Source organism: Acidovorax sp. GW821-FHT09B03 (assembly GCF_059418305.1).
Window position 1 is genome coordinate 583,728 of the sequence record NZ_JBWKPP010000002.1, and the last position, 18,944, is coordinate 602,671.

The following is an 18,944-nucleotide window of genomic DNA, read 5'->3' on the forward strand; positions in this document are numbered from 1 at the left end:
ATGCTCACCGCGTGCGCAGTGACTCGGCCATGACAAAGCGCCGTTTGCCGGCCTCCTTGGCGCGGTACATGGCGCTGTCGGCCTGCTGCAGCAGGGCCTCGCAGCTGGCCAGGCCGGTGGCGGCATGCGGGCCGTAGCTGGCGCCGCCGATGCTGGCGGAGATCTGCAGCACCAGGCCTTCGATCAGGAACGGGGATGCCAGGCTTTCCACCAGCTTCGCGGCCACCTTGGCCGTGCCCCGCAGGCCCGGCTGGACCAGGGCCACGGCGAATTCGTCGCCCCCCAGCCGCGCGACCAGGTCGCCGCCGCGCACCCCTTGCAGCAGGCGCTGCGCGGCCTGCTGCAGCAGCGCGTCGCCCACCGCGTGGCCATGGGCGTCGTTGATGCCCTTGAAGCCATCGAGATCGACGAACAGGATGGAGACGTTGCCCCCGTTGCGGTGGGCCTGCGCCAGCTGCTGCTGCACGATCTGCCGGAACAGCGAGCGGTTGGCCAGGCCGGTCAGCATGTCGTGGTGGGCCTCGTGTTTTGCCGTGTCCAGCAGGTGCGCCGCCTGCTTCAGTGCGTGGCCGACCTTGTCGGCCTCGGTCAGGCCCAGGGGCGGCACCACGATGGGGGCGCCCGAGCCCAGGGCCAGCGCCGGTCCGGTCAGGGCCTGCACGGCGCTGGCGATGGAGCCGCCGATGCGCCAGGCCAGGAGCAGGCTGGCGGTCAGCAGCAGCACCAGTCCCGCGAGCAGCCAGGCGACCGTGCGCAGCAGCGGGGTGCTCAGGCTGCTGCTCGGAATGCCGATGGAGACCGCCCAGCCCGTGGCCGGTGAGCGGCTGAAGGCCGAGAGCACGGGGATGCCTTCCAGGGTCACGGCATCCACCGAGTCTTCGTCCACCTGGGCCAGCCGCTGCAGTATCAGCGGGGCGCCCTTGGCACCGACAAAGCGCCGCATCTCGTGGCTGCGCGCGACGATGCTGCCCTCGGTGTCGTAGATGGAGACGATCCAGTCCCGGGCCAGGTGCTGGTTGTTCAGCAACTGGGTCAGCCGTTCGGGCCACAGGCTGGCCCTGAGCCGCAGGTCAGCAGTGGGGACCTTGCCAGTGCCCCCCGGCGCCACGGGCACCGCGATCGTGACGGCGGTTTCCTTCTCGAAACGGGCCTGCAGGAAGGCCGCTTGCGAGAAGGAGGGGGTGGGGCGGGGGTGGGGGGAGGGTGTGGTGGCAGCGTGGGTGCCCGGTGGCAGGCGGGTGTCCATCAGCACGCTGCCATGGCCGTCCTCCAGCACCAGGGCCGCCACGTGCAGGTGGCCCAGCGCGTCCTCGGCCTGCAGCTGGAAGGCGGGCAGGTTGCCGGCCAGCAGCAGGCGGGACGTCGACAGCACCCTGAGCCCCGATTCGACACCGGCGAGGTCCTTGTCCACGGTGGCGATGATGGCGCGCGCCGTGACCACGAGGGCCCTGGCCTGTTGCTCGCGCAGCCGCTGGTAGTCGTAAACCATCACCACCACGGCCATCAGGGACACGGGCAGGCTGGCCGCCACCACCAGGAACACCAGGCGCGAACGGATGGTCGGCGGCATGGCGCCATAGACCGAGATCAGCAAGCTTGTGACCAGGAACAGCGCCACCAGCCCGCTGATGGTGAAGCCCAGCCAGCTGCCACCGATCCCGGTCGGACCGGCACCGCAGATGCTGCCGGGGGCAAAGCTGGCGGCCGCCATGCCGGTGTAGTGCATGCCGGCAATGGCGATGCCCATGACCAGGGCGCTGGCCGTCTTCTTGCGAAAGCCCGTGAGCACGGTTTCGTGGCGCAGGCGAAAGCAGATCAGCAGCGCGGCGGTCGCAGCGCCGATGGCAAAGAGAACCGAGAGGGCGAACAGCCAGGGGTCGTAGGTGATGCGGGGACGCATCTGCAGCGCTTCCATGCCCAGATAGTGCATGGCCGCGATCCCCAGGCCCATGAGCGCACCCGCCCCCAGCAGGCGCTGCCAGCCCAGCTGCGGCTGGCTGACCGTGTGCAGGGCCAGCGCCGAGGACAGCACGGCGACCAGCCAGGACGCCAGCGTGGTGCCGGCACCGTAGGCCAGTGGCACCGGCAGCGAAAAGGCCAGCATGCCGACGAAATGCATGGACCAGATGCCGGTCCCCATGGCCAGGGCGCCGCAGCCCAGCCACAGCAGTGCGCGGCGCGCGTGGCCGATGGCCGCGGCCACCCGCGAGGCCATGTCCAGGGCGACGAACGATGCCACCACCGCCGTCGCGACCGACAGCAGCACCAGCACCAGGTCGTAGCTACCCTGCATGGGGGCCCGGGCTCGGGCCCCTGCGCGGGGCTGCAGGCATGCACAGACTCATCGACACCTCCCGTGGGAAACGCAGGGATATCCTCATCGGACAACCATGCTAGCGGTTCCCTGCGGCGCCTGAAAGCTTTGCTTTGCACGCCACCCGGTGGCTGGATCCCGCCATGGGCAGGCTGGCCGCCAGGCCTTTGCAGCGGGGTAAAAAAAGCCCGCTCCGATGGGAATCGGTGCGGGCTTGGGCACCCCATGCGCGAGGCCTGGGGCGCCAGTGCGGGATGCTCTCAGTGCTTTTCGGGTGCGGGTGGCAGCGGTGGCGAGACGGCGCCTTCGGCCTGCACGAAGCTCAGCGTGGTCACGTAGCTGGCTTCGCCGTACTTTTCGCCCTGGGCTTCGCCAGGCGTCTTGTCGGTGTGGTGCACTTCGGCCACGTACTGGCCCTTCCAGGGGGTCAGGAACTCCACGGTGCCGTCATCGGCGGACTGGGCTTCGCGGCTCCAGCCGGCGGGCGAGACCAGTTGCACCTTGGCCTTGGGCAGCGGCTTGCCGTTGAACACGACCTTGAGCTGGCCGGGCTTGCCGGTGGGCACCAGGTCCAGCGCCTGGCCGGGCGCCACGGGCTGGGCGAGGCTCGCGACCCAGCGGGCCGAGGGCTGCCAGTACATGGCGGGCAGGTTGCGCTTGCTGCGGTCGATCAACGGATAGGTGGCGGCGGCGAACAGCGTGTCGGCGTTGCCGGTCACAGTGTAGGCGAATGCGTCCTTGGTGAGCTTGCCTTCGACCTTCTGGCTGGTGGTGCCGGCGCGCTGCTCGAGCACGGGCACGCCCTTGAACTTGTCCAGGGAGCCGGGCGAGGTCTCGCGCAGGTTGTCGTTGAACTCGCCGAAGTGCAGGCGGGCCTGGCCGCCGGCGTTTTCGAGCCAGACCTGGTGGGCCTGGGCGGCGGTGGCGGCGGCCACCAGGGCAAGGGCGGCGGCGGTGCGAAGTGCGAAGGTCATGTGAAAGGCCTTTGGGAGTGAGAAAGAGAGTAAATGAGAACGATGGTGATTATCGTTGCACTTTACAAGTCCACTTGCGCGGACAGGGAGACCGTGCGCGGGCGGCCCAGGTAGGTGCCGTTGAGCCAGTACTGCCGGTCGGTGAGGTTGGCCATCGACAGTCGCCAGACCACGGGCTTGCCCGAGACCTTGGCGGCATAGCGCAGCCCGGCATCGAGCAGCGTGTAGGCGGGCAGTTGCTGGGTGTTGAGGGCATCGCGCTGCTGCTTGCCGGTGTAGAGCACACCGCCCGTGAGCGCCAGGCCGGGCACGGCGGCGATGTCCTGTTCGGCATAGAGCTTGGCCTGGACCTCGGCGACGTTGGCTGGCGTCTTGCCCTGCAGCGCCGGGTTGGAGGTCTGCCGGGTCACCTGGGCGTCCAGCAGGGTGACGCCGCCCCACAGCGTGAGCCCGGGCAAGGCGCGGCCGCTGGCGGTGAATTCGACGCCCTTGTGCACCTGGCGGCCATCCTGCACGTACACCGGCGCGGCGGGGTTGGTGGTGGTGTCGGTGTACTGCAGGCCCTTGTCGATCTGGAACAGCGCTCCGGTCAGCAGCATGTGGCCGAGTTCGGCCTTGACCCCCAGCTCGGCCTGCCTGGACAGCAGGGGCGGCAGGATGGCGCCCGCATTGACCACGGCGCGTCCACCCGCAGTCAGCGGCGCCGTGCCGCCCTTCTCCAGGCTCTCCATGTAGTTGGCATACAGCGTGATGTGCTCCAGCGGCTTGAACAGCACCGCCACCGAGGGCGTGGTACGGCTGTCGCCGTAGCGGGCCGTGGTGGCACCCGCGGCGTTGTAGCTGGTGTCCGTGATGCTCGCGTGCGTGAGGCCGACCAGGGCCGACCACTGCGCGTTGAACTCCACATGGTCGCCCAGCACCCAGTTGCCGTAACGCGAGCGCTGGGCGATGTACTTGGCGCCCGTGATGCTGAAGGGCGGTGCGGTGAGCGCCGTGGGGGCGGCGATGTCCATGGGGGCGGAGGTCAGCGTGGCCCAGCCGCCTGCCGAGCTCAGGAACGGGGTGCGCTCGTCGTGGTCGCCGTACCAGCCCGCGGTGAGCTTGTGGCGCAGGCTGCCGGTCTGCAGCTTGCCGTCCACCAGCGCGAAGCCGCCCAGCGCCTGGACGTCGGGATAGTCCCAGGCGCTGGCCTGGACGCGGTAGCGGCCCGGGGCCCCGGCAACGAAGAGGTTGTTGGCCGCGATGAGGTCGATGTCGCTCTTGCGCTGCGTGAGGCCGGTGCGCACGGTCAGCGCCTCGTTGGCGCGCCAGGTCACGCGCGCGCCCCACTGGGTCTGCGTGGTATCGGTGCGCGTGAAGGGCTGGCCATAGGCGCGGTGCAGCTCGGGCGCTGCGGGAAACGCGGCCCCCGGGTCCACGTCCCAGAAGGGCTCGGTGCCCTGCATGTGGTAGGTGCTGCGCGAGGCATCGAACTGGAGCTGCAGGCGGTCGCTGAGGTTCCAGTCCAGCGCAGCGCTGACCAGTCCGCGCCGCAGGGACTGGCCGTCGAGCTGCAGGTCGCCGTCCTGCGCCACCGCGTTGAGGCGGTAGGCCAGGCGGCCGTCGGCGTCCAGCGCACCGCCGAAGTCGCCGTGCACCCGCAGGTTGCTGCCTTCGGTGATGCCGGCGGTCACGCGCGCCAGCGGCTGGTAGACGGGGCGCTTGAGCACGTAGTTGATGGTGCCGCCCACGTTGCCGCTGCCATAGAGAAAGCCCGACAGGCCGGTGAGCACCTCGATGCGTTCCTTGTCCTCCAGGTCCGTGTTCACATAGGTGGTAGTGCTGGGCACTCCGTCGATGCGCTTGGTGGAGCCGACGCTGAAGCCGCGCATGGCGACGCTGGTGAAGAAGCGCGACTGTGGCCCCTGCAACTGCACCACGGGGTTGTAGCGGAAGGCATCGTCGGGCTTGCTGGCCTGCAGGTTCTGCAGCAGCTCGCTGGTGGTCACGTGGACCGAGAACGGCGTGTCCAGCAGGGGCAGATCGGCCAGGGGGCCGAGCTGGCGCACCTGGGCGGGGCGGTAGCCCTGCGCAGCAGCGCCATCGCGTTCGCTGGCGGCTTCCTGGATCTTGACTTCGGGCAGGGCCTGCTGGGCCTGGGCCGTGGTGGCCAGGCCGAGCAGCGCGGCCATCATGGGTGTCAGTGTGCGTGGCATGGCAGTGTCATCTCTTGGAAAGAGGCAGGCGGGCCCTTGGTGGCCGCATGCCGTGGATCACAAAGAATTGGCTGCCTTTGCAGGACACGCTGGTCCGCGCCGGTGGCTGGAGAAATTCGCACGGACCACCGGGCAGCCTGCGCAGCAGTCCGCAGGTCGCCCGGTGGCCGCAAGGCCGGGGTCAGAAGTCGACGCTGGCGCTCAACGTAAAGGCACGCGGGGCACCCACCACCAGGTAGCCCGAGCCTGGGTAGCCGCCCACCGAGGCCCAGTAGTTCTTGTTGGTCGCGTTGTCGATGCGCGCGCGCAGCGTGACCAGCTTGCCGCCCATCTCGGTCAGGTAGCGGGCACCCAGGTCGAGGCGGTTCCAGCCGGCCACGCGCAAGGTGTTGGTGGCGTTGGCGTAGCTCGATCCGGTGTGCACCAGGCGGCCATCGAGGGCCAGGCCGCGCACGCCGGGTACGTCCCATTCCAGCCCCAGGTTGGCCTGCAGCTTGGGCACGCCGATCACGCGCTGGCCTTCGGTGAGGGCCGAGCCGGTGCGCTGCTGCTTGGCATCGAGCCAGGTGGCACCGCCGAGCACGCGCAGGCCGGCAACGGCCTCGCCTTGCACGGCCAGTTCCAGGCCCTGGTGGCGGTCCTTGCCATTGGAGCCGAAGATGCCGGCGGCATCGACCACGGAGCGTGGCTTGTCGGTGGAGAACAGCGCCAGGCTGCCGCCCACGCGGCCGCCATCGTATTTCACGCCGATTTCCTTTTGCTTGGAGACATAGGGGGCCAGCATGGTGCCCCGGTTGGCCGCGGTAGAGGGGGCTGTTTCGCCCTGGCTCAGGCCCTCGGCATAGTTGGCGTAGACCGACAGGCTCTTGTCCAGCTTGTACAGGGCACCGAGCAGCGGGCTGGTGCGGCTCTGGTCGTAGCGGTCGGTCTGCGCGCCGGTGCCATAGGCGAAGTTGGCGATGTCGAACTTCTGGTGGCGCAGGCCCAGGGTGATGAGCAGGCGGTTGTCCAGCACCGACAGCGTGTCGCCCAGGGCCACGCTGCTCAGCTTGATGCGGCCCGTGGTCAGCGGGTTGCCCATCACGCCGCCGCGCAGGGCATTGGCGCTGTAGCCCGGCAGGGCCGTGAAGACCGGGTTGTAGAGGTTGGTGGCCTGGGTGTTGCCGAAGTCCATGACATAGGCGTTCTTCTTGTCCAGGCTGAACGTGGACGCGGCGAGCACCCACTCGTGGCCGATGCTGCCGGTCTGCAGCTTGCCGCGCAGGCCCAGCTCGCCGGTGTTCACATTGTCCTTGCGGTTGTTGTCGAAGCGGTAGGTCGTGCCTGCGCCCGTGGCCGCATTGGCCACCGAGAGGTTGGCCAGCGAGTTCGACTCCGTGCCGCTGCGCGCACCGGCGGCAGCCCAGGCGGTGATGTTGGAATTGATGTCCCACTCGCCGCGCAGCGTGCCGAAGGTGTCGCGCTCGTTGGAGAAGGCCCAGGGCTGGGCGAAATTGGAGCTGCCGTCGGGTGCCGTGGGCACGGCGGTCGCCGTGGCGCCCAGCGTGACATTGGTGCGCGTGCGGTTGAGCTTGTGGTCCTGCCAGCCGATGTCGCCCGACAGGCGCACGTCGCGGCTGCGCCAGTCCAGGCCCACGGCGGCCAGGCCGAGCTTGGCCTTCTCGTCGTCGACGGCGGTACCGCCGTTGTGCGAGGCCACGTTGACGCGGATGCCGGTATTGCCATCGGGGCCGAAGCGGCGTGCGATGTCGGCCGCCACGTCGCTGTGGCCGCCGCTGCCCACGCCCACGCTGACCCGGTTCAGCGGCTCATTGGGGGCGCGCTTGGGCAGCAGGTTGATGGCGCCGCCCAGGCCGCCGCCACCGGGGTTAGCACCGTTGAGGAAGGACGAGGCGCCGCGCAGCACTTCCACGCGCTCGAACAGCTCGGTGGCGATGTACTGGCGTGGCAGCAGGCCGTACAGGCCGTTGTAGGCCGTGTCGTCCGAGCCCAGGATGAAGCCGCGGATGAAGTACGACTCCTGGAAGTTGCCGAAGCCGCGTGCCACGCGCACGGTCGGGTCGTTCTGCAGCACGTCGCCCACGCTGCGGGCGTGGCGGTCCTGGATCAGTTCGTTGGTGTAGCTGATGGTGGAGAACGGCGTTTCCATCGCATCGCGCGTACCCAGGATGCCCACGCGGCCGCCGCGCGCCACCTGGCCGCCCGCGTAGGCGGGCGACAGGCCTTGCGCCGAAGCATCGGCGCTGGCGTTCACGGTGACGGTGGAGAGCGTCTTGTCGTTGCCGGCAGCGGTCTGCGCGATGGCGGCCGGCAGGGCAAACGCGCACAGCAGGGCGGCGGCCAGGGCCGCGGGCGTGTGTGCCAACAGGGGAGGGCGATGGGTAGGGTGCATGGTGGTCAGGAGAAGTGGACGGTGAGGTCGATGTCAGAAAGGGGTGGCAGGGTCATCGCTGGGGTTCGAATCTGCAGGGGCCGCAGCCGCAACCGGAGTGGGCCGCCAGGCGAACCAGGCCATCACGGCCACGGGCAGGCCCAGCCCGATCCAGGACCACCAGTCGCCCCAGCTGTCGGAGATGAGGGCGGTGGCCAGGCCGCTGGCCGTGAGCAGCCCGAGCACGATGGGCCAGCCCCAGAGGGTGCGAAACGGCGTGGGTGCGTTCCTGGTCATGCGGCGCGCTCCGGGTGGGCGGCCAGGGAGGCCGTGGCGCTGGCGGGCAGGCCGGTGGGGGCTGCAGGGGCGGCAGCCGAGGCCGGCGCCCGGCGGCGCAGCCACAGGTACAGGCCGCTGCCCAGCACGATGATGGTGGCGATGTCCAGCAGCGCCCAGATGATCTTCATCGGCATGCCGCCGTAGTCGCCGAAGTGCAGCGGCTGCGAGACCAGCAGCGCCGTGAGGTACCAGGGCAGTTGCGGCGCGGCCGTGATCTGGCCACTGTGGGCGTCGACCAGGATGGGCTGCAGCAGGCGCGAGGTGAGCGGCTCGGCGCCGCGCACGAAGACGGTGTTGTGGTGCGGGCTCGAGAACGAGGTGCCCGGGAAGGCAATGAACGACAGCTTGGTGCCCGGCGCGTGCGCGCGCGCCACGTCCACCGCCTGCTGCAGCGAGCCGCGCTCCGCCATCGGGATCACGGGCTTGCCCTTGTAGGGCGCGAGCAGGGTGGACAGCTGGTCGTACTGCCAGTACTTGACCATCAGGTCGGCCCAGGTGTTGATCATGCCCGTGGCGCCGACCACGAGCGCCCAGACCAGGGTCACGATGCCCAGCAGGTTGTGCAGGTCCAGCCACTTCACGCGCGTGGAGCGGTCGCGCCGCACGTCGCCGAAGCGCAGCTTGCGCATGAAGGGCGCATACAGCACCACGCCGGTGACGATGGCCACCAGCAGCAGCAGGCCCATGAAGCCCAGGAACAGCTTTCCCGGCAGGCCCGCGAACAGGTCGACGTGCAGGCGGAACATCAGGTTCATGAAGCCCTGGTTGGTGGGGATGTCGGACAGCACCTGGGCCGTGCGCGCATCCACCGCCACGGACTTGAAGTCCTCGGTCGGGTCGGGCGTGTGCGTGAGCGTGACGAACCAGACCTTGTCATCGTCCTCGGCCTGCGAGACGAACTGCACCATGCGCTCGGGGTGCACCGCCTTGGCGGCGGCGATCACCGTGTCCAGGCTGGCGCGCGGCGTGCCCTCGGGCATGGCGGGCGCCTCGACCTCGGTGCCCAGCAGGTGGCCGATCTCGTGGTGGAAGATCAGCGGCAGGCCGGTGAGGCACAGCAGCAGCATGAAGACCGTGCAGATGAGGCTGGACCACTTGTGGGTCCAGGACCAGCGGCGGATGGCGGTGGGTGACAGCATGGTGCGGGGCTTCGCGGGCTGGACAAGCTTGGAAAACGTGGACACAGGGCGATGGAAGAAGCCCCCGCGGCGGCGCGCCGGGGGGGCTTGGTGTGCCGATTTTACGATGCAAGTAAGAATGATTTGCTTTTGCGTTATTTTTGTGTTGTTGTTTTGATGTCAAAAGGGCCCGGGGCACCTGGGGTGCACCGGGCCCTTCCCAGGGACGGCTGGGCGTTCAGTAGCGCGCCTTGAGCGCCAGCGTGATGCGGCGCGGCTCGCCGTAGAAGTTCTGGCGCGCGATGCCCGAGACCTTCTCGTAGTAGGTCTTGTCGAACAGGTTGTCCACCGAGAGGTTCAGTGCCAGCTGGTCGTTGATCTGGTAGCCCACCTGCGCACTGGCCAGCACGTAGTCACCCGAGGTGATGCGCAGCGTGCCGCTCTGGGCAAAGAAGTCGCTGCGGTAGGACAGGCCACCGCCAATGCTGAAACCGCGCAGCGCGGGCGAGGTGAAGGCATAGCGTGTGAAGACGTTCACGCTGTGGCGCGGCGTGACCGGGCTGAACACCTGGCCCTGCTGGGCCACGGGAGCGCGCAGGTAGAGCGTGTCGTTGTAGGCATAGCCGGCCAGCACGTCCCAGCCGGGCTGCACCTGGCCGCTGACCTCGGCCTCGAAGCCTTGGGAGCGCACCTTGCCGCCGGCAAAGAAGGCGCCGGCCAACCGGGAGTCGGCGATGGCCCGGTCCTCGTCGATGATGCGGAAGATGGCTGCATGCGCCTGCAGGCGCTTGTCCAGGAACTCGCCCTTCAGGCCCACCTCCACCTGCTTGCCGGTGCGGGGATCGAGCAATTGCTTGTTGATATCGAGCTGGCTTTGCACGACAAAGGTCTCGGAGTAGCCGGCATAGGCCGTGTACTGCGGGTGGAAGTCGTAGAGCACCGCCACCGAGGGCACGAACTGGCGGCCTGGGTCGACCGTGCTCGTGGCGGCACCGGTGGCGGTGCTGCGCGTCACCGAATCGGCCCAGCTCAGGCGCCCGCCGGCCAGGACCTTGACGGAGTTGGCGACGCTGATCTGCGCCTGGCCGTACAGCGCGTTCTCGGTGCGCGTGGTGATGGCCGAGTAGCCGGGCAGCACGAGCGCCGGGTAGGGTGCGCCGTAGTTGGGTGTGAGCAGGTTGGCCTGGACGGGCGTGCCGTAGACGAAGTTGTTGTCGTAGCTCTTGTTTTCACTGCGGCTGGCGCCCACCAGCAGGCGGTGCGTGCGGCCGGCCACGTCCACCGGCAGGCTGGCGAACAGGTCGTAGTTGCGCGTCTTCACATGGGTCAGGCCGTCGACCATCTCCATGGTGAAGTTGCCATTGGGGTTGAGCGCGCTGTTGGCGCGGGCGGCACTGTAGAAGGCCGTGCGGTCCACATCGCGGGCCGACAGGCGTACCGTGCCGCCACCGGCCAGGCGGTGCTCCAGCTCGGCAAAGAGGTCGGTGGTCTCCAGGTCCTGGCGGTTGGAGGCCAGGCCCGAGAAGGAGCTGCGCGGCAGGCTGGCCAGGCGGCCGTCGGCGTAGGTTGGCAGGCCCTGGTCGATGGAGGAGCGTACGCGCTGCTGCGCACCGCCGATGGACAGGGTGGTGGACGGGGCGATGTCCCACTCCAGCGTGCCGTAGCCCAGGCGCTTGTTGTTGAACAGGGTGGCGACATGGCTGTCGCGGTCCTCCGCCACGGCCACGGCGCGGGCGCGCACCGTGCCGCTGGCGTTGAGCGCCCCGCCCACGTCCACCGTGCCGCGGCGCAGGCCGAAGGAGCCCACGGCCGCATCGGCGTTGAGCATCAGCTTGCCCGGCGCACGCTTGCGCACCAGGTTCACCGTGCCGCCCGGCTCGCTGCCGCCCTGCAGCAGGCCGGCCGGGCCGCGCAGCACTTCGATGCGGTCGTACATGGCCGTGTCCAGCGTGCTGTAGTTGCCCTGGGGAATGGGCACGCCATCGAGCTGCAGGGCCCCCAGGTCGAAGCCACGCGACTGGAAGGTGTTGTAGTTGCCCGCGCCGTCAAGGCGGGTCACGGTGATGCCGGTGCTGAACTTGATGGCGTCCTCCACCTTGGTGACGTTGCGGTCGTCGAGCTGCTGGCGCGTGATGACGCTGATGGACTGCGGGATCTCGCGCGGTGCCTGGTCCATCTTGCCCAGGTTGAGCTGGCGGGCCGTGTACTGGCCAGAGCCTTCGGTGGTGTCGCTGGAATTCGTCACCTTCACCTCGGGCAGGGCGGCGTCCTGTGCGTGGGCGGCACCCGCTGCAAGGCAGCTGCAGGCGGCCAGCAGGGCCAGCGTGGTCAGGGGAAAGCGCGGAACGGGGGAGATCGTGGAGTGCATGGTGTGAACGAGGGGAGAGAGGGAATGGGGGCGCTGCCTTACCAGGTGTAGCGGGCCGACAGCGTCACGTTGCGCTCGTCGCCGTAGAAGCAGGCGAAGCTGCACGAGGCCAGGTAGGTCTTGTCGGTGAGGTTCTTGATGTTGAGCGCGAAGCGCCACTTGTCGACCTGGTAGCGCAGGGCGGCGTCGAACACGGTGTAGGAGGGAACGGGCAGGCGGTTGAGCTCGGTGGTGCCCACGTGGCGCACGCCGGCGCCCACGCTCACGCCGGTGAACCACGGCAGGCGGTAGTCGGCCCACAGCGACGCGGTGTGGCGTGGCACCGAGGTCGGGCGCGTGCCCACATTGCCCTGGTTGCTCTGGGTGATCACGGCATCGGTGGTGCCCAGGGCGGCGATCAGATCCAGCCGGCGGTCGATGGTGGCCCGGCCTTCGATCTCGAAGCCGCGTGAGCGGATCTCGCCGGTCTGCACCGAAAAGCCCGCGTGCTCCAGGTCGGTGGTGGCCACGTTCTGCTGCGTGAGCTGGTAGGCCGCTACGGTGACCGAGGCATTCATGCCCGGCGGCTCGTATTTCACGCCGACTTCGTGCTGCGTGCCCGTGGTGGGCTTGAAGGGGCGCAGGAAGAAGTCCGTGCCGCCCACGGGCTGGAAGGAGCGCGTGTAGCTGTAGTAGGGCGCAATGCCGCCATCGGCCAGGTACATGAGTGCCGCGCGCGGCGTGAAGGCGTGGGACTTGCTCTCGGACGGCGTGCTCACCCCGGCGACCGTGACGCTGCGGCCCTTGCTGCGCGCATCGTCGTAGCGGCCGCCCAGCAGGGCGATGAAGCGGTCGTCGAGCTTGATGTGGTCCTGCACGTACAGGCCGAGCTGCTTGCGGTCGGAGATGGACAGCGCCGCGCCGCCCAGCGTGAAGGGCACGCCGTACACGGGGGCGTACATGTCGAGCGCGCCGATGGTGCCGCTGCGCTGGGCGCGCGTGAAGTCGTTCTCGCTGTAGTCCAGGCCGACGATCATGGTGTGGTGCAGCCGGCCCGTGCGCAGCTTGCCCAGGAGCTGGTTGTCCAAGCTCACGCCCTTGTCGGTGTCGAAGCGCGTGGTGGCCGAGCGCGACACAAGGCGCTGCGCGGGCTGTACCACGGTGCCGATGGCGCCCCAGGCGTTGTCGGCCTCGTAGTCGAAGACCAGCACGTTCTGGCGGAACTGCCAGTCGTCGTTGAAGCGGTGTTCCAGCAGATAGCCCAGGGTGCTGCCCGTGGTGTCGAACTTGTCCAGGCCCGGGTCGCCCACGAAGAGCGTGCGCGAGATCGGGCCATTGGGGTTGGGCAGCCAGGTGCCGGCCGTGGGCTTGCCGTAGTCGTAGATGCTGCTGCCCTTGCTGTAGGTGGCCAGCAGGGTGAGCTGGGTCTTGTCGGTCAGGCGCCAGTCGATGGCGCCGTTGATGAGCGTGCGGTCGTCGGGGATCTGGCGCACCATGGCCTGGGCGTCGCGCGCCAGGGCAGTGAGGCGGTAGCCCACGCGGCCATCCTCGGTGAGCGGGCCGCCCAGGTCCACGGCGATCTGCTTGCGGCTCCAGCTGCCGGCCTGCACCTCGACCTCGCGCAGCGGCTCGGCCGTGGGGCGCTTGCTCACCATGTTGATGATGCCGCCCGGCGCCGCCTGGCCGTAGAGGATGGAGGCCGGGCCCTTGAGCAGCTCCACGCGCTCGTAGGCATAGGGCTCCATGGTGCCGCTCAGCGAGTTGATGGGGAACTTGCTGCCGTTGACGTACAGCGGTGCCGACCCCGTGATGTTGAAGCCGCGCACCGTGAAGCCCGTGGCCGTGCGCCGCTGCACACCACCGCTTTGCGAGGAGATGCCGGCCGAGTAGCCGAAGGCCTGGTCCAGCGAGTCGGCGGCCTGTGCATCCATCTGCTCGCGCGTGACCACGGTGATGGACTGCGGCGTCTCGATCAGCGCCGTGTCGGTCTTGGTGCCGGTGGCGCTGCGCCGCGCCACGATGCCGTTGACCGGGCCTGCGGCGCTCTCGCCCTCGGTGGTCACCTTGACCTCGGGCAGGGACGTGGTGGCCTGGGCCAGTGCCTGGCCGTGGAGCATGGCCAGCAGCGCGGCGGCCAGGGGGGTGAGGGCGGGGGCGAACAGGGGGTGCATCAGGGGGGGCTCGGTGGAAATGAACGGTTGGAATGCGGCGGCACGCTCACCAGCCTGCGGCCCATGCGGCCAGGCCCGCGGCCAGCGCCACCCCCGCCAGGCGGGGTGCGTGGCGTGGCTGCCAGGTCATCACGCCCGTGACGGCCACGGCGGCGACCGACAGGGCGATGGTCCAGGCCGTCACCCCGAGCGACGCGGGTGCGCCCCCATGGGGCCGCGCGGCCAGCCACAACGACAGGGCCAGCAGCAGCCAGCCCGCGCGGCGCAGCTGCGCCAGGCGGGGGGCGGTGGCCTCGCGGCCCAGGGCGTCTTCGTGGTGGCGGTCCATGCCCAGGGCAATGGCGGACCAGGCGGCAAAGCAGAAGAAAAAGGCGGACATGGGGCAGCGCTTTCAGGACTGGGCGGCTGGCTGGGCATCGGGTGCCGCCATCGCCGAGGCAGCTGCGGACTTGCGCGGTGCCTTGCCCGGCAGCGGCCGGCCCGGGCGCAGGCGCCAGGCCAGCCAGCCCAGCAGCACGCCGGTGGCCAGGAAGGTAAGGTCCAGCCCGGCCCAGAGCCAGTCGCCCGCCGGCAGGCTGATGCCCAGGTGGGTGGCGGTGGTCAGTGCATTGAGCACCGGCAGCGATGCCCAGGCCGCACCGGCCAGCGCCAGCACCAGCGACCAGCCGCGGCGGTTGGGGAACAGCACGCCCCAGAGCAGCGCCACGCCCCAGGCGCCGAAGAAGTACGAGAGTTCGGCGTCGGGCCGCTCCGGAGCGTCGAGCGGAATCAGCCGGTTGGACGCCATGTACACCGCGCAGGCCAGCGGCAGCCCGGCGAGCGAGGCGATGTTCAGGCTGGCCACCAGGCGCTGGCCAAAGGGCAGGCGCACTTTTTCATCGGCGGCCGCGCCCTTGCGCTGGCCCTGCGCGGCACGCTTGACGGACCACAGCACCATGCCGGTGGCGATCATCAGGCTGCCCAGGAGGCCAAAGCCCACCAGCACCCAGCGCATGCCCGGCCCGGCGAAGCGGCCCAGGTGCAGGCCGTAGAGCACGCCATAGGTCACGGCGGCTGGCGAGGTGGCGTCGGTCTGCTCCAGCACCTTGCCGGTGGTGCCATCGAACAGCATGCGCTCGGGCCGGTACTGCAGGCGGTCGCCCTCGTGGCGCGTGACTTCGACCACGGGCGTGCCCTGTGCATCACGCCGCGCCTGGATGCCGCCGATGCGCCCGCCGTTCCATTGGGTGCGCGCCGTCTCCAGGATGGGGCCGAGCGCCAGCGCGGGCAGGGGCTCGACCTTGTCGCCGGGGTTGCGGCGCACGCGGCGCTCGGGCTTCTCGCCCTGCAGGTCGGCGAAGTAGGTCTGCGAGTCCACGCCCTTGGGGCCCTGGTAGGCCACGGCGATGCCCGAGGGCATGTACAGCGTGTGGAAGATCATCAGTCCGCTGAAGGTGATCATCAGGTAGAACGGCAGCACCAGCACGCCGGTCACGTTGTGCGCGTCGAGCCACGCGCGCTGCCCGCCCTTGGACGGGCGGAAGGTGAAGAAGTCCTTGAAGATGCGCCGGTGCGTGACCACGCCCGTGAGCAGGGCGATGAACATCAGCATGGTGGCCACGCCCACCACCCAGCGGCCCTCGAGGGCCCAGCGGCCCTTTTGCGCGGTGCGCAGCTCGAAGTGGAAGCGGTAGAAGAACTCGCCGCCCATGGTCTTGCGCGCGTCCACGGTCTCGCCGGTCTGCGGGTTCATGAGCATGGTCTCGAAGCGGCCGTTGCCCGTGTCGCGCCACAGCAGCGTGATGGCGTTCTGGCGCTCGTCGGGCATGCGCATGATCCACTGCGTCACGTCGGGCTGCTTCTTGTTCATGGCCGCGATGGCGCGCTCGGCCACGTCGCGCGTGGGCGGGGGCATGCCATGCAGCTCGGGCCTCATCCACAGGTTGATCTCGGTCTTGAAGAAGGCCAGCGTGCCCGTGAGGAAGATCGCGAACAGCAGCCAGCCCAGGATGAGGCCGGCCCAGGTGTGCAGCCAGGACATGGCCTGGCGAAAGCCTTCGCGCGCCTGTTCGCGCGCTGTTCGCGGTGCGGGGGAGGCAGGGGTGGTATCGGTCATTGCAGTATCTCCAGCCAGCGCGGCGCCATGGCGCCGGCGCCCAGCAGCAGCGCGGGCAGCAGGGTGCCGCCCCAGGCGCCCCAGGCCGTGCGCGCGTAGAAAGCCCAGCCTGCGGCGCCCGCGTAGACCAGCCAGGCCAGCATGGTGGCGGTGAGCACCGCTTCGACGCGCGGCATGGCCAGGGCCAGGGCGAGGGACAGCGAGGCCGTGAAGGCGGCGGCCAGCGCATAGCCGCCGGCGGTGGCGGCCAGGGCGCGCGAGGTGATGGCCAGGCGGTAGCGCCAGGCGGGGCGGGTCGCTTTCATGGTCCGGGGCTCCCCGTGATCAGAACGTGCCGCGCAGCGTGAACGAGGCGGTGCGCGGGTCGGCCCAGTGCACGCCGTTGTAGAAGCCCGTACGGTTGTAGTAGTGCTTGTTGAGCAGGTTGTTGACGTTCACGCTCGCGGTGAGGTGGTCGTTGATGCGGTAGCTGGCCATCAGGCTGCCGATGACCACGGATTCCTGGTCGATGCGCGAAAGTACGGTGCCGGCGGCGGCACCTGTGGTGGTGAGCGTGCCGTTGGGCCGCTGAGCGGTGTTCCAGAAGTGGCTTTGCCAGTTGATGCCCCCGCCCACGGTCCACCGCTGGCCATCGCCGAACTTGTAGGTGGTGAACAATCGCAGCAGGTTGCGCGGGATCACCGTGTTGGTGGGCAGGCCCAGGGCCGTGCGCGAGCGGGTGTGGCTGTAGCCGGCCGACAGGTTCCACTGGCGCGTGATCTGGCCCGAGGCCTCGAATTCCACACCATCGACCTTGTTGCCCTTGCCTGTGGCACGGTAGGCCTGCACACCACCGGGCAGCGAGTTGGGCGCCACCGAGTCGTCGATCTCGGCCACGTTGTCCTTGGTGCTCTTGAAGATGGCGGCCGAGACGTTCATGCGCTTGTCGAACAGCTCGCCCTTGATGCCGGCCTCGATGCTCTTGCCCACCACGGGGTCGAGGATGGCATTGCCCTTGTCGCGGTAGTTCTGCGGCTGGAAGATGTCGGTGTAGGCACCGTAGGCAGTCCACTCCGGCGTGAGGTCGTACAGCACGCCGGCATAGGGGGTGTAGATGCCATCGTTGCGGTAGCCCGAGGTGGAGGTGAGCGCACCGGTGGCGGCATAGTTGTTGGTGCGCGTCTCGTACTCGCCGTAGCGCACACCCAGAATGACCTTGAGCGCATCGGTGATGTGCAGGCGCGTCGCTGCATAGGCCGCCTTCTGCTCGATCACGCCGATGCTGGTCGGAACGGCCTCGATGGTGGTCGGGAAGATCGGCACATTGCCGGTCCAGGTGCGCCAGTCGGGGATCTGGCTGTAGCTGGCCGGCATGCTGCCCAGCGTCACGCGCAGGCTGTCCGTGGTGCGCTTGTTCTGGCCCCAGCCGAAGACGAGGTCGTGCCTGCGGCCGAAGGCGTCGAACTTGCCTTCCATATTGAGGTCGACCACGTTCATGGTCTCGTCGGAAGGGAAGCGGCCATAGGCCACGCTGATGCCGCTGCCGTCGGGCTTGGGGTTGTTGCCGTAGCCGAAGTACAGGTGCCCGTCCTGCACGCGTGCGCTGTGCGTGAGCGCGGCGCGCAGGCGCCAGTCGGCATTGAAGCGGTGGTCCAGCGTGGCCGTGGTCTTCTTCTCGACGATGTTCCACGAGGCCCAGGGGGTGGACAGGTTCAGGTCGTAGGGCAGGTTGGCCACGGAACCGTCGGCATTCCAGTACAGCACGGTGCCCCAGGTGGCGCCGCGCGGGTCGGACTTCTGGCGCTCGTAGCCCAGGGACACGGTGGTGTCGGGGCCCACATCGGCCTCGACGATGCCGTAGAGAGCGTCGAGCTTCTGTTCGTAGAAGGGTCGGAACGAGTCGGACTGCTGCTGCGCGGCGACGAAGCGCCCGCGGATCTTGCCGTCGAAGGCCAGCGGCCCGGCGAGGTCGATCTCGCCACGGCGCAGGCCATAGGTGCCCAGGCGCACGGCAGCGCTGCCCTGGAACTGCGTTGTCGGGCGCTTGCGCACCTGGTTGATGGTGGCCGATGGGTCGCCGGCACCCACGGTCAGGCCAGCGGCGCCGCGCAGCACCTCGATGCGGTCGTAGACCACGTTGTCGCCATTGGTCTTGAGCGAGCCGCCGAAGGTGTTCAGCATGCCATCGACCTGGAAGTTGGTGATGTTGTAGCCGCGCGCGCTGTAGCCGATGCGCTCGCTGTCGGTATAGCTCACGTAGACGCCGGTGGTCGCCTGCATGGTTTCCGACAGGGTCTGCAGTCCCTGCTCCTCCATGCGTTCGCGCGTGATGACGGACAGGGACTGCGGCGTCTCGCGTGGCGTGAGCCCCAGCTTGGTGGAGCTGGAGAGGGGCGCGCGGGTGGTGTAGGAGCCGGTGCCTTCGGTGGTGGCGTCGTGGCCGTCGGTGACCGTGACTTCCTTGAGCACGGTGGGGGCGGGTGCCGGTGCGGTCTGGGCGTGGGCCATGCCCGCGCAGGCCACGAGCACGGCGGCGGCAAGAGGCGTCAGGTGGGTGGGGCGGCGGCGGTGCATGTCGGTAACTCCCTGGTCGTCGTTGCAGACCGTTGCTGCGGGCGGGATCGCACCTGTCCACAGCAACGGCAATGGGGGCGGCGCGGCGCGGTGGCGGGGGCGCGCAGCCAACGGATGGAAAGCCGCGCGCAGGCGCGGCACGGGGTGCACATGGGCACCCCGAAAGTCAGGTTGGCTGGCAGGAAAGGGCAGACGTGCGGACCCTGGCGATGGCAGGGGCACGGTCGGAGGACTGCTGGCTGGAGCCCCCGATTTTACTTTTAATTGAGAACGTTTCTCATTATTGTTGTTCAAATGTGTGCGTTTGCAACAACAGTGCGGGCTTGCCACGGGGCGGCGGGGCGCCGCCGGAAATGAAAAACGGGCCCGAAGGCCCGTTGGAAAAGTGTGGGGTGGTTGTCGTTATGGCGCTGCTGGTCAGTCTTGTTCTTCTGGTCGAGCCTGCTCTTCTTGTCTTCGTGGGGCGA

The 18,944-nt window shown here is 69.1% G+C and carries 12 protein-coding genes; all 12 read right to left on the minus strand.

Annotation, left to right across the window (positions count from 1 at the left end; all coding sequences use genetic code 11):
* Positions 1 to 4 precede the first annotated feature (4 nt).
* A complete protein-coding gene (locus AC07PA_RS06020) occupies positions 5 to 2,293 on the minus strand; it encodes a sensor domain-containing diguanylate cyclase (RefSeq protein ID WP_494609295.1) in 2,289 nt (762 codons plus the stop codon).
* A 281-nt stretch (positions 2,294 to 2,574) separates the two neighbouring features.
* The gene (locus AC07PA_RS06025) at positions 2,575 to 3,288 is read right to left on the minus strand and encodes a TonB-dependent receptor (protein ID WP_494609296.1); all 714 of its coding nucleotides are present in this window, start codon (positions 3,286 to 3,288) and stop codon (positions 2,575 to 2,577) included.
* A gap of 62 nt (positions 3,289 to 3,350) precedes the next feature.
* Positions 3,351 to 5,483, minus strand: coding sequence for a TonB-dependent receptor (locus AC07PA_RS06030; RefSeq protein ID WP_494609298.1), 2,133 nt, complete (start codon positions 5,481 to 5,483; stop codon positions 3,351 to 3,353).
* Between the two features lie 181 nt (positions 5,484 to 5,664).
* Entirely contained in the window at positions 5,665 to 7,875 is a 2,211-nt protein-coding gene (locus AC07PA_RS06035) for a TonB-dependent receptor (RefSeq protein WP_494609299.1), read from the minus strand.
* A gap of 33 nt (positions 7,876 to 7,908) precedes the next feature.
* Positions 7,909 to 8,151, minus strand: a complete 243-nt coding sequence (locus AC07PA_RS06040; protein ID WP_494609300.1) for a hypothetical protein — start codon at positions 8,149 to 8,151, stop codon at positions 7,909 to 7,911.
* A complete protein-coding gene (locus tag AC07PA_RS06045; RefSeq protein WP_494609301.1) occupies positions 8,148 to 9,332 on the minus strand; it encodes a PepSY-associated TM helix domain-containing protein in 1,185 nt (394 codons plus the stop codon). Before AC07PA_RS06045 ends, AC07PA_RS06040 begins: the two co-directional genes overlap by 4 nt.
* Before the next feature lie 217 nt (positions 9,333 to 9,549).
* Positions 9,550 to 11,679 carry a TonB-dependent siderophore receptor gene (locus AC07PA_RS06050; RefSeq protein WP_494609302.1) on the minus strand — a complete coding sequence of 710 codons (2,130 nt, stop codon included), beginning with the start codon at positions 11,677 to 11,679 and terminating at the stop codon, positions 9,550 to 9,552.
* A 38-nt stretch (positions 11,680 to 11,717) separates the two neighbouring features.
* Positions 11,718 to 13,829, minus strand: a complete 2,112-nt coding sequence (locus tag AC07PA_RS06055; protein ID WP_494609303.1) for a TonB-dependent siderophore receptor — start codon at positions 13,827 to 13,829, stop codon at positions 11,718 to 11,720.
* Positions 13,830 to 13,875: 46 nt separating this feature from the next.
* A complete protein-coding gene (locus AC07PA_RS06060) occupies positions 13,876 to 14,208 on the minus strand; it encodes a DUF3325 domain-containing protein (protein ID WP_494609304.1) in 333 nt (110 codons plus the stop codon).
* Between the two features lie 12 nt (positions 14,209 to 14,220).
* On the minus strand, positions 14,221 to 15,924 hold the full coding sequence (locus AC07PA_RS06065) for a PepSY-associated TM helix domain-containing protein (RefSeq protein WP_494609305.1): 1,704 nt from the start codon (positions 15,922 to 15,924) through the stop codon (positions 14,221 to 14,223).
* Positions 15,921 to 16,229: a DUF3649 domain-containing protein gene (locus AC07PA_RS06070; RefSeq protein WP_494609306.1), complete on the minus strand. Its 309-nt coding sequence runs from the start codon at positions 16,227 to 16,229 to the stop codon at positions 15,921 to 15,923. Before AC07PA_RS06070 ends, AC07PA_RS06065 begins: the two co-directional genes overlap by 4 nt.
* A 19-nt stretch (positions 16,230 to 16,248) precedes the next feature.
* Positions 16,249 to 18,477 carry a TonB-dependent siderophore receptor gene (locus tag AC07PA_RS06075; RefSeq protein ID WP_494609307.1) on the minus strand — a complete coding sequence of 743 codons (2,229 nt, stop codon included), beginning with the start codon at positions 18,475 to 18,477 and terminating at the stop codon, positions 16,249 to 16,251.
* Between the last annotated feature and the right edge of the window lie 467 nt (positions 18,478 to 18,944).

Bases quoted from the DNA above. Each gene is read 5' to 3' on its own strand.
- AC07PA_RS06020 (WP_494609295.1), bottom strand. From the start codon at position 2,293: ATGCAGGGTAGCTACGACCTGGTGCTGGTGCTGCTGTCGGTCGCGACG.
- AC07PA_RS06025 (WP_494609296.1), bottom strand. From the start codon at position 3,288: ATGACCTTCGCACTTCGCACCGCCGCCGCCCTTGCCCTGGTGGCCGCC.
- AC07PA_RS06030 (WP_494609298.1), bottom strand. From the start codon at position 5,483: ATGCCACGCACACTGACACCCATGATGGCCGCGCTGCTCGGCCTGGCC.
- AC07PA_RS06035 (WP_494609299.1), bottom strand. From the start codon at position 7,875: ATGCACCCTACCCATCGCCCTCCCCTGTTGGCACACACGCCCGCGGCC.
- AC07PA_RS06040 (WP_494609300.1), bottom strand. From the start codon at position 8,151: ATGACCAGGAACGCACCCACGCCGTTTCGCACCCTCTGGGGCTGGCCC.
- AC07PA_RS06045 (WP_494609301.1), bottom strand. From the start codon at position 9,332: ATGCTGTCACCCACCGCCATCCGCCGCTGGTCCTGGACCCACAAGTGG.
- AC07PA_RS06050 (WP_494609302.1), bottom strand. From the start codon at position 11,679: ATGCACTCCACGATCTCCCCCGTTCCGCGCTTTCCCCTGACCACGCTG.
- AC07PA_RS06055 (WP_494609303.1), bottom strand. From the start codon at position 13,829: ATGCACCCCCTGTTCGCCCCCGCCCTCACCCCCCTGGCCGCCGCGCTG.
- AC07PA_RS06060 (WP_494609304.1), bottom strand. From the start codon at position 14,208: ATGTCCGCCTTTTTCTTCTGCTTTGCCGCCTGGTCCGCCATTGCCCTG.
- AC07PA_RS06065 (WP_494609305.1), bottom strand. From the start codon at position 15,924: ATGACCGATACCACCCCTGCCTCCCCCGCACCGCGAACAGCGCGCGAA.
- AC07PA_RS06070 (WP_494609306.1), bottom strand. From the start codon at position 16,229: ATGAAAGCGACCCGCCCCGCCTGGCGCTACCGCCTGGCCATCACCTCG.
- AC07PA_RS06075 (WP_494609307.1), bottom strand. From the start codon at position 18,477: ATGCACCGCCGCCGCCCCACCCACCTGACGCCTCTTGCCGCCGCCGTG.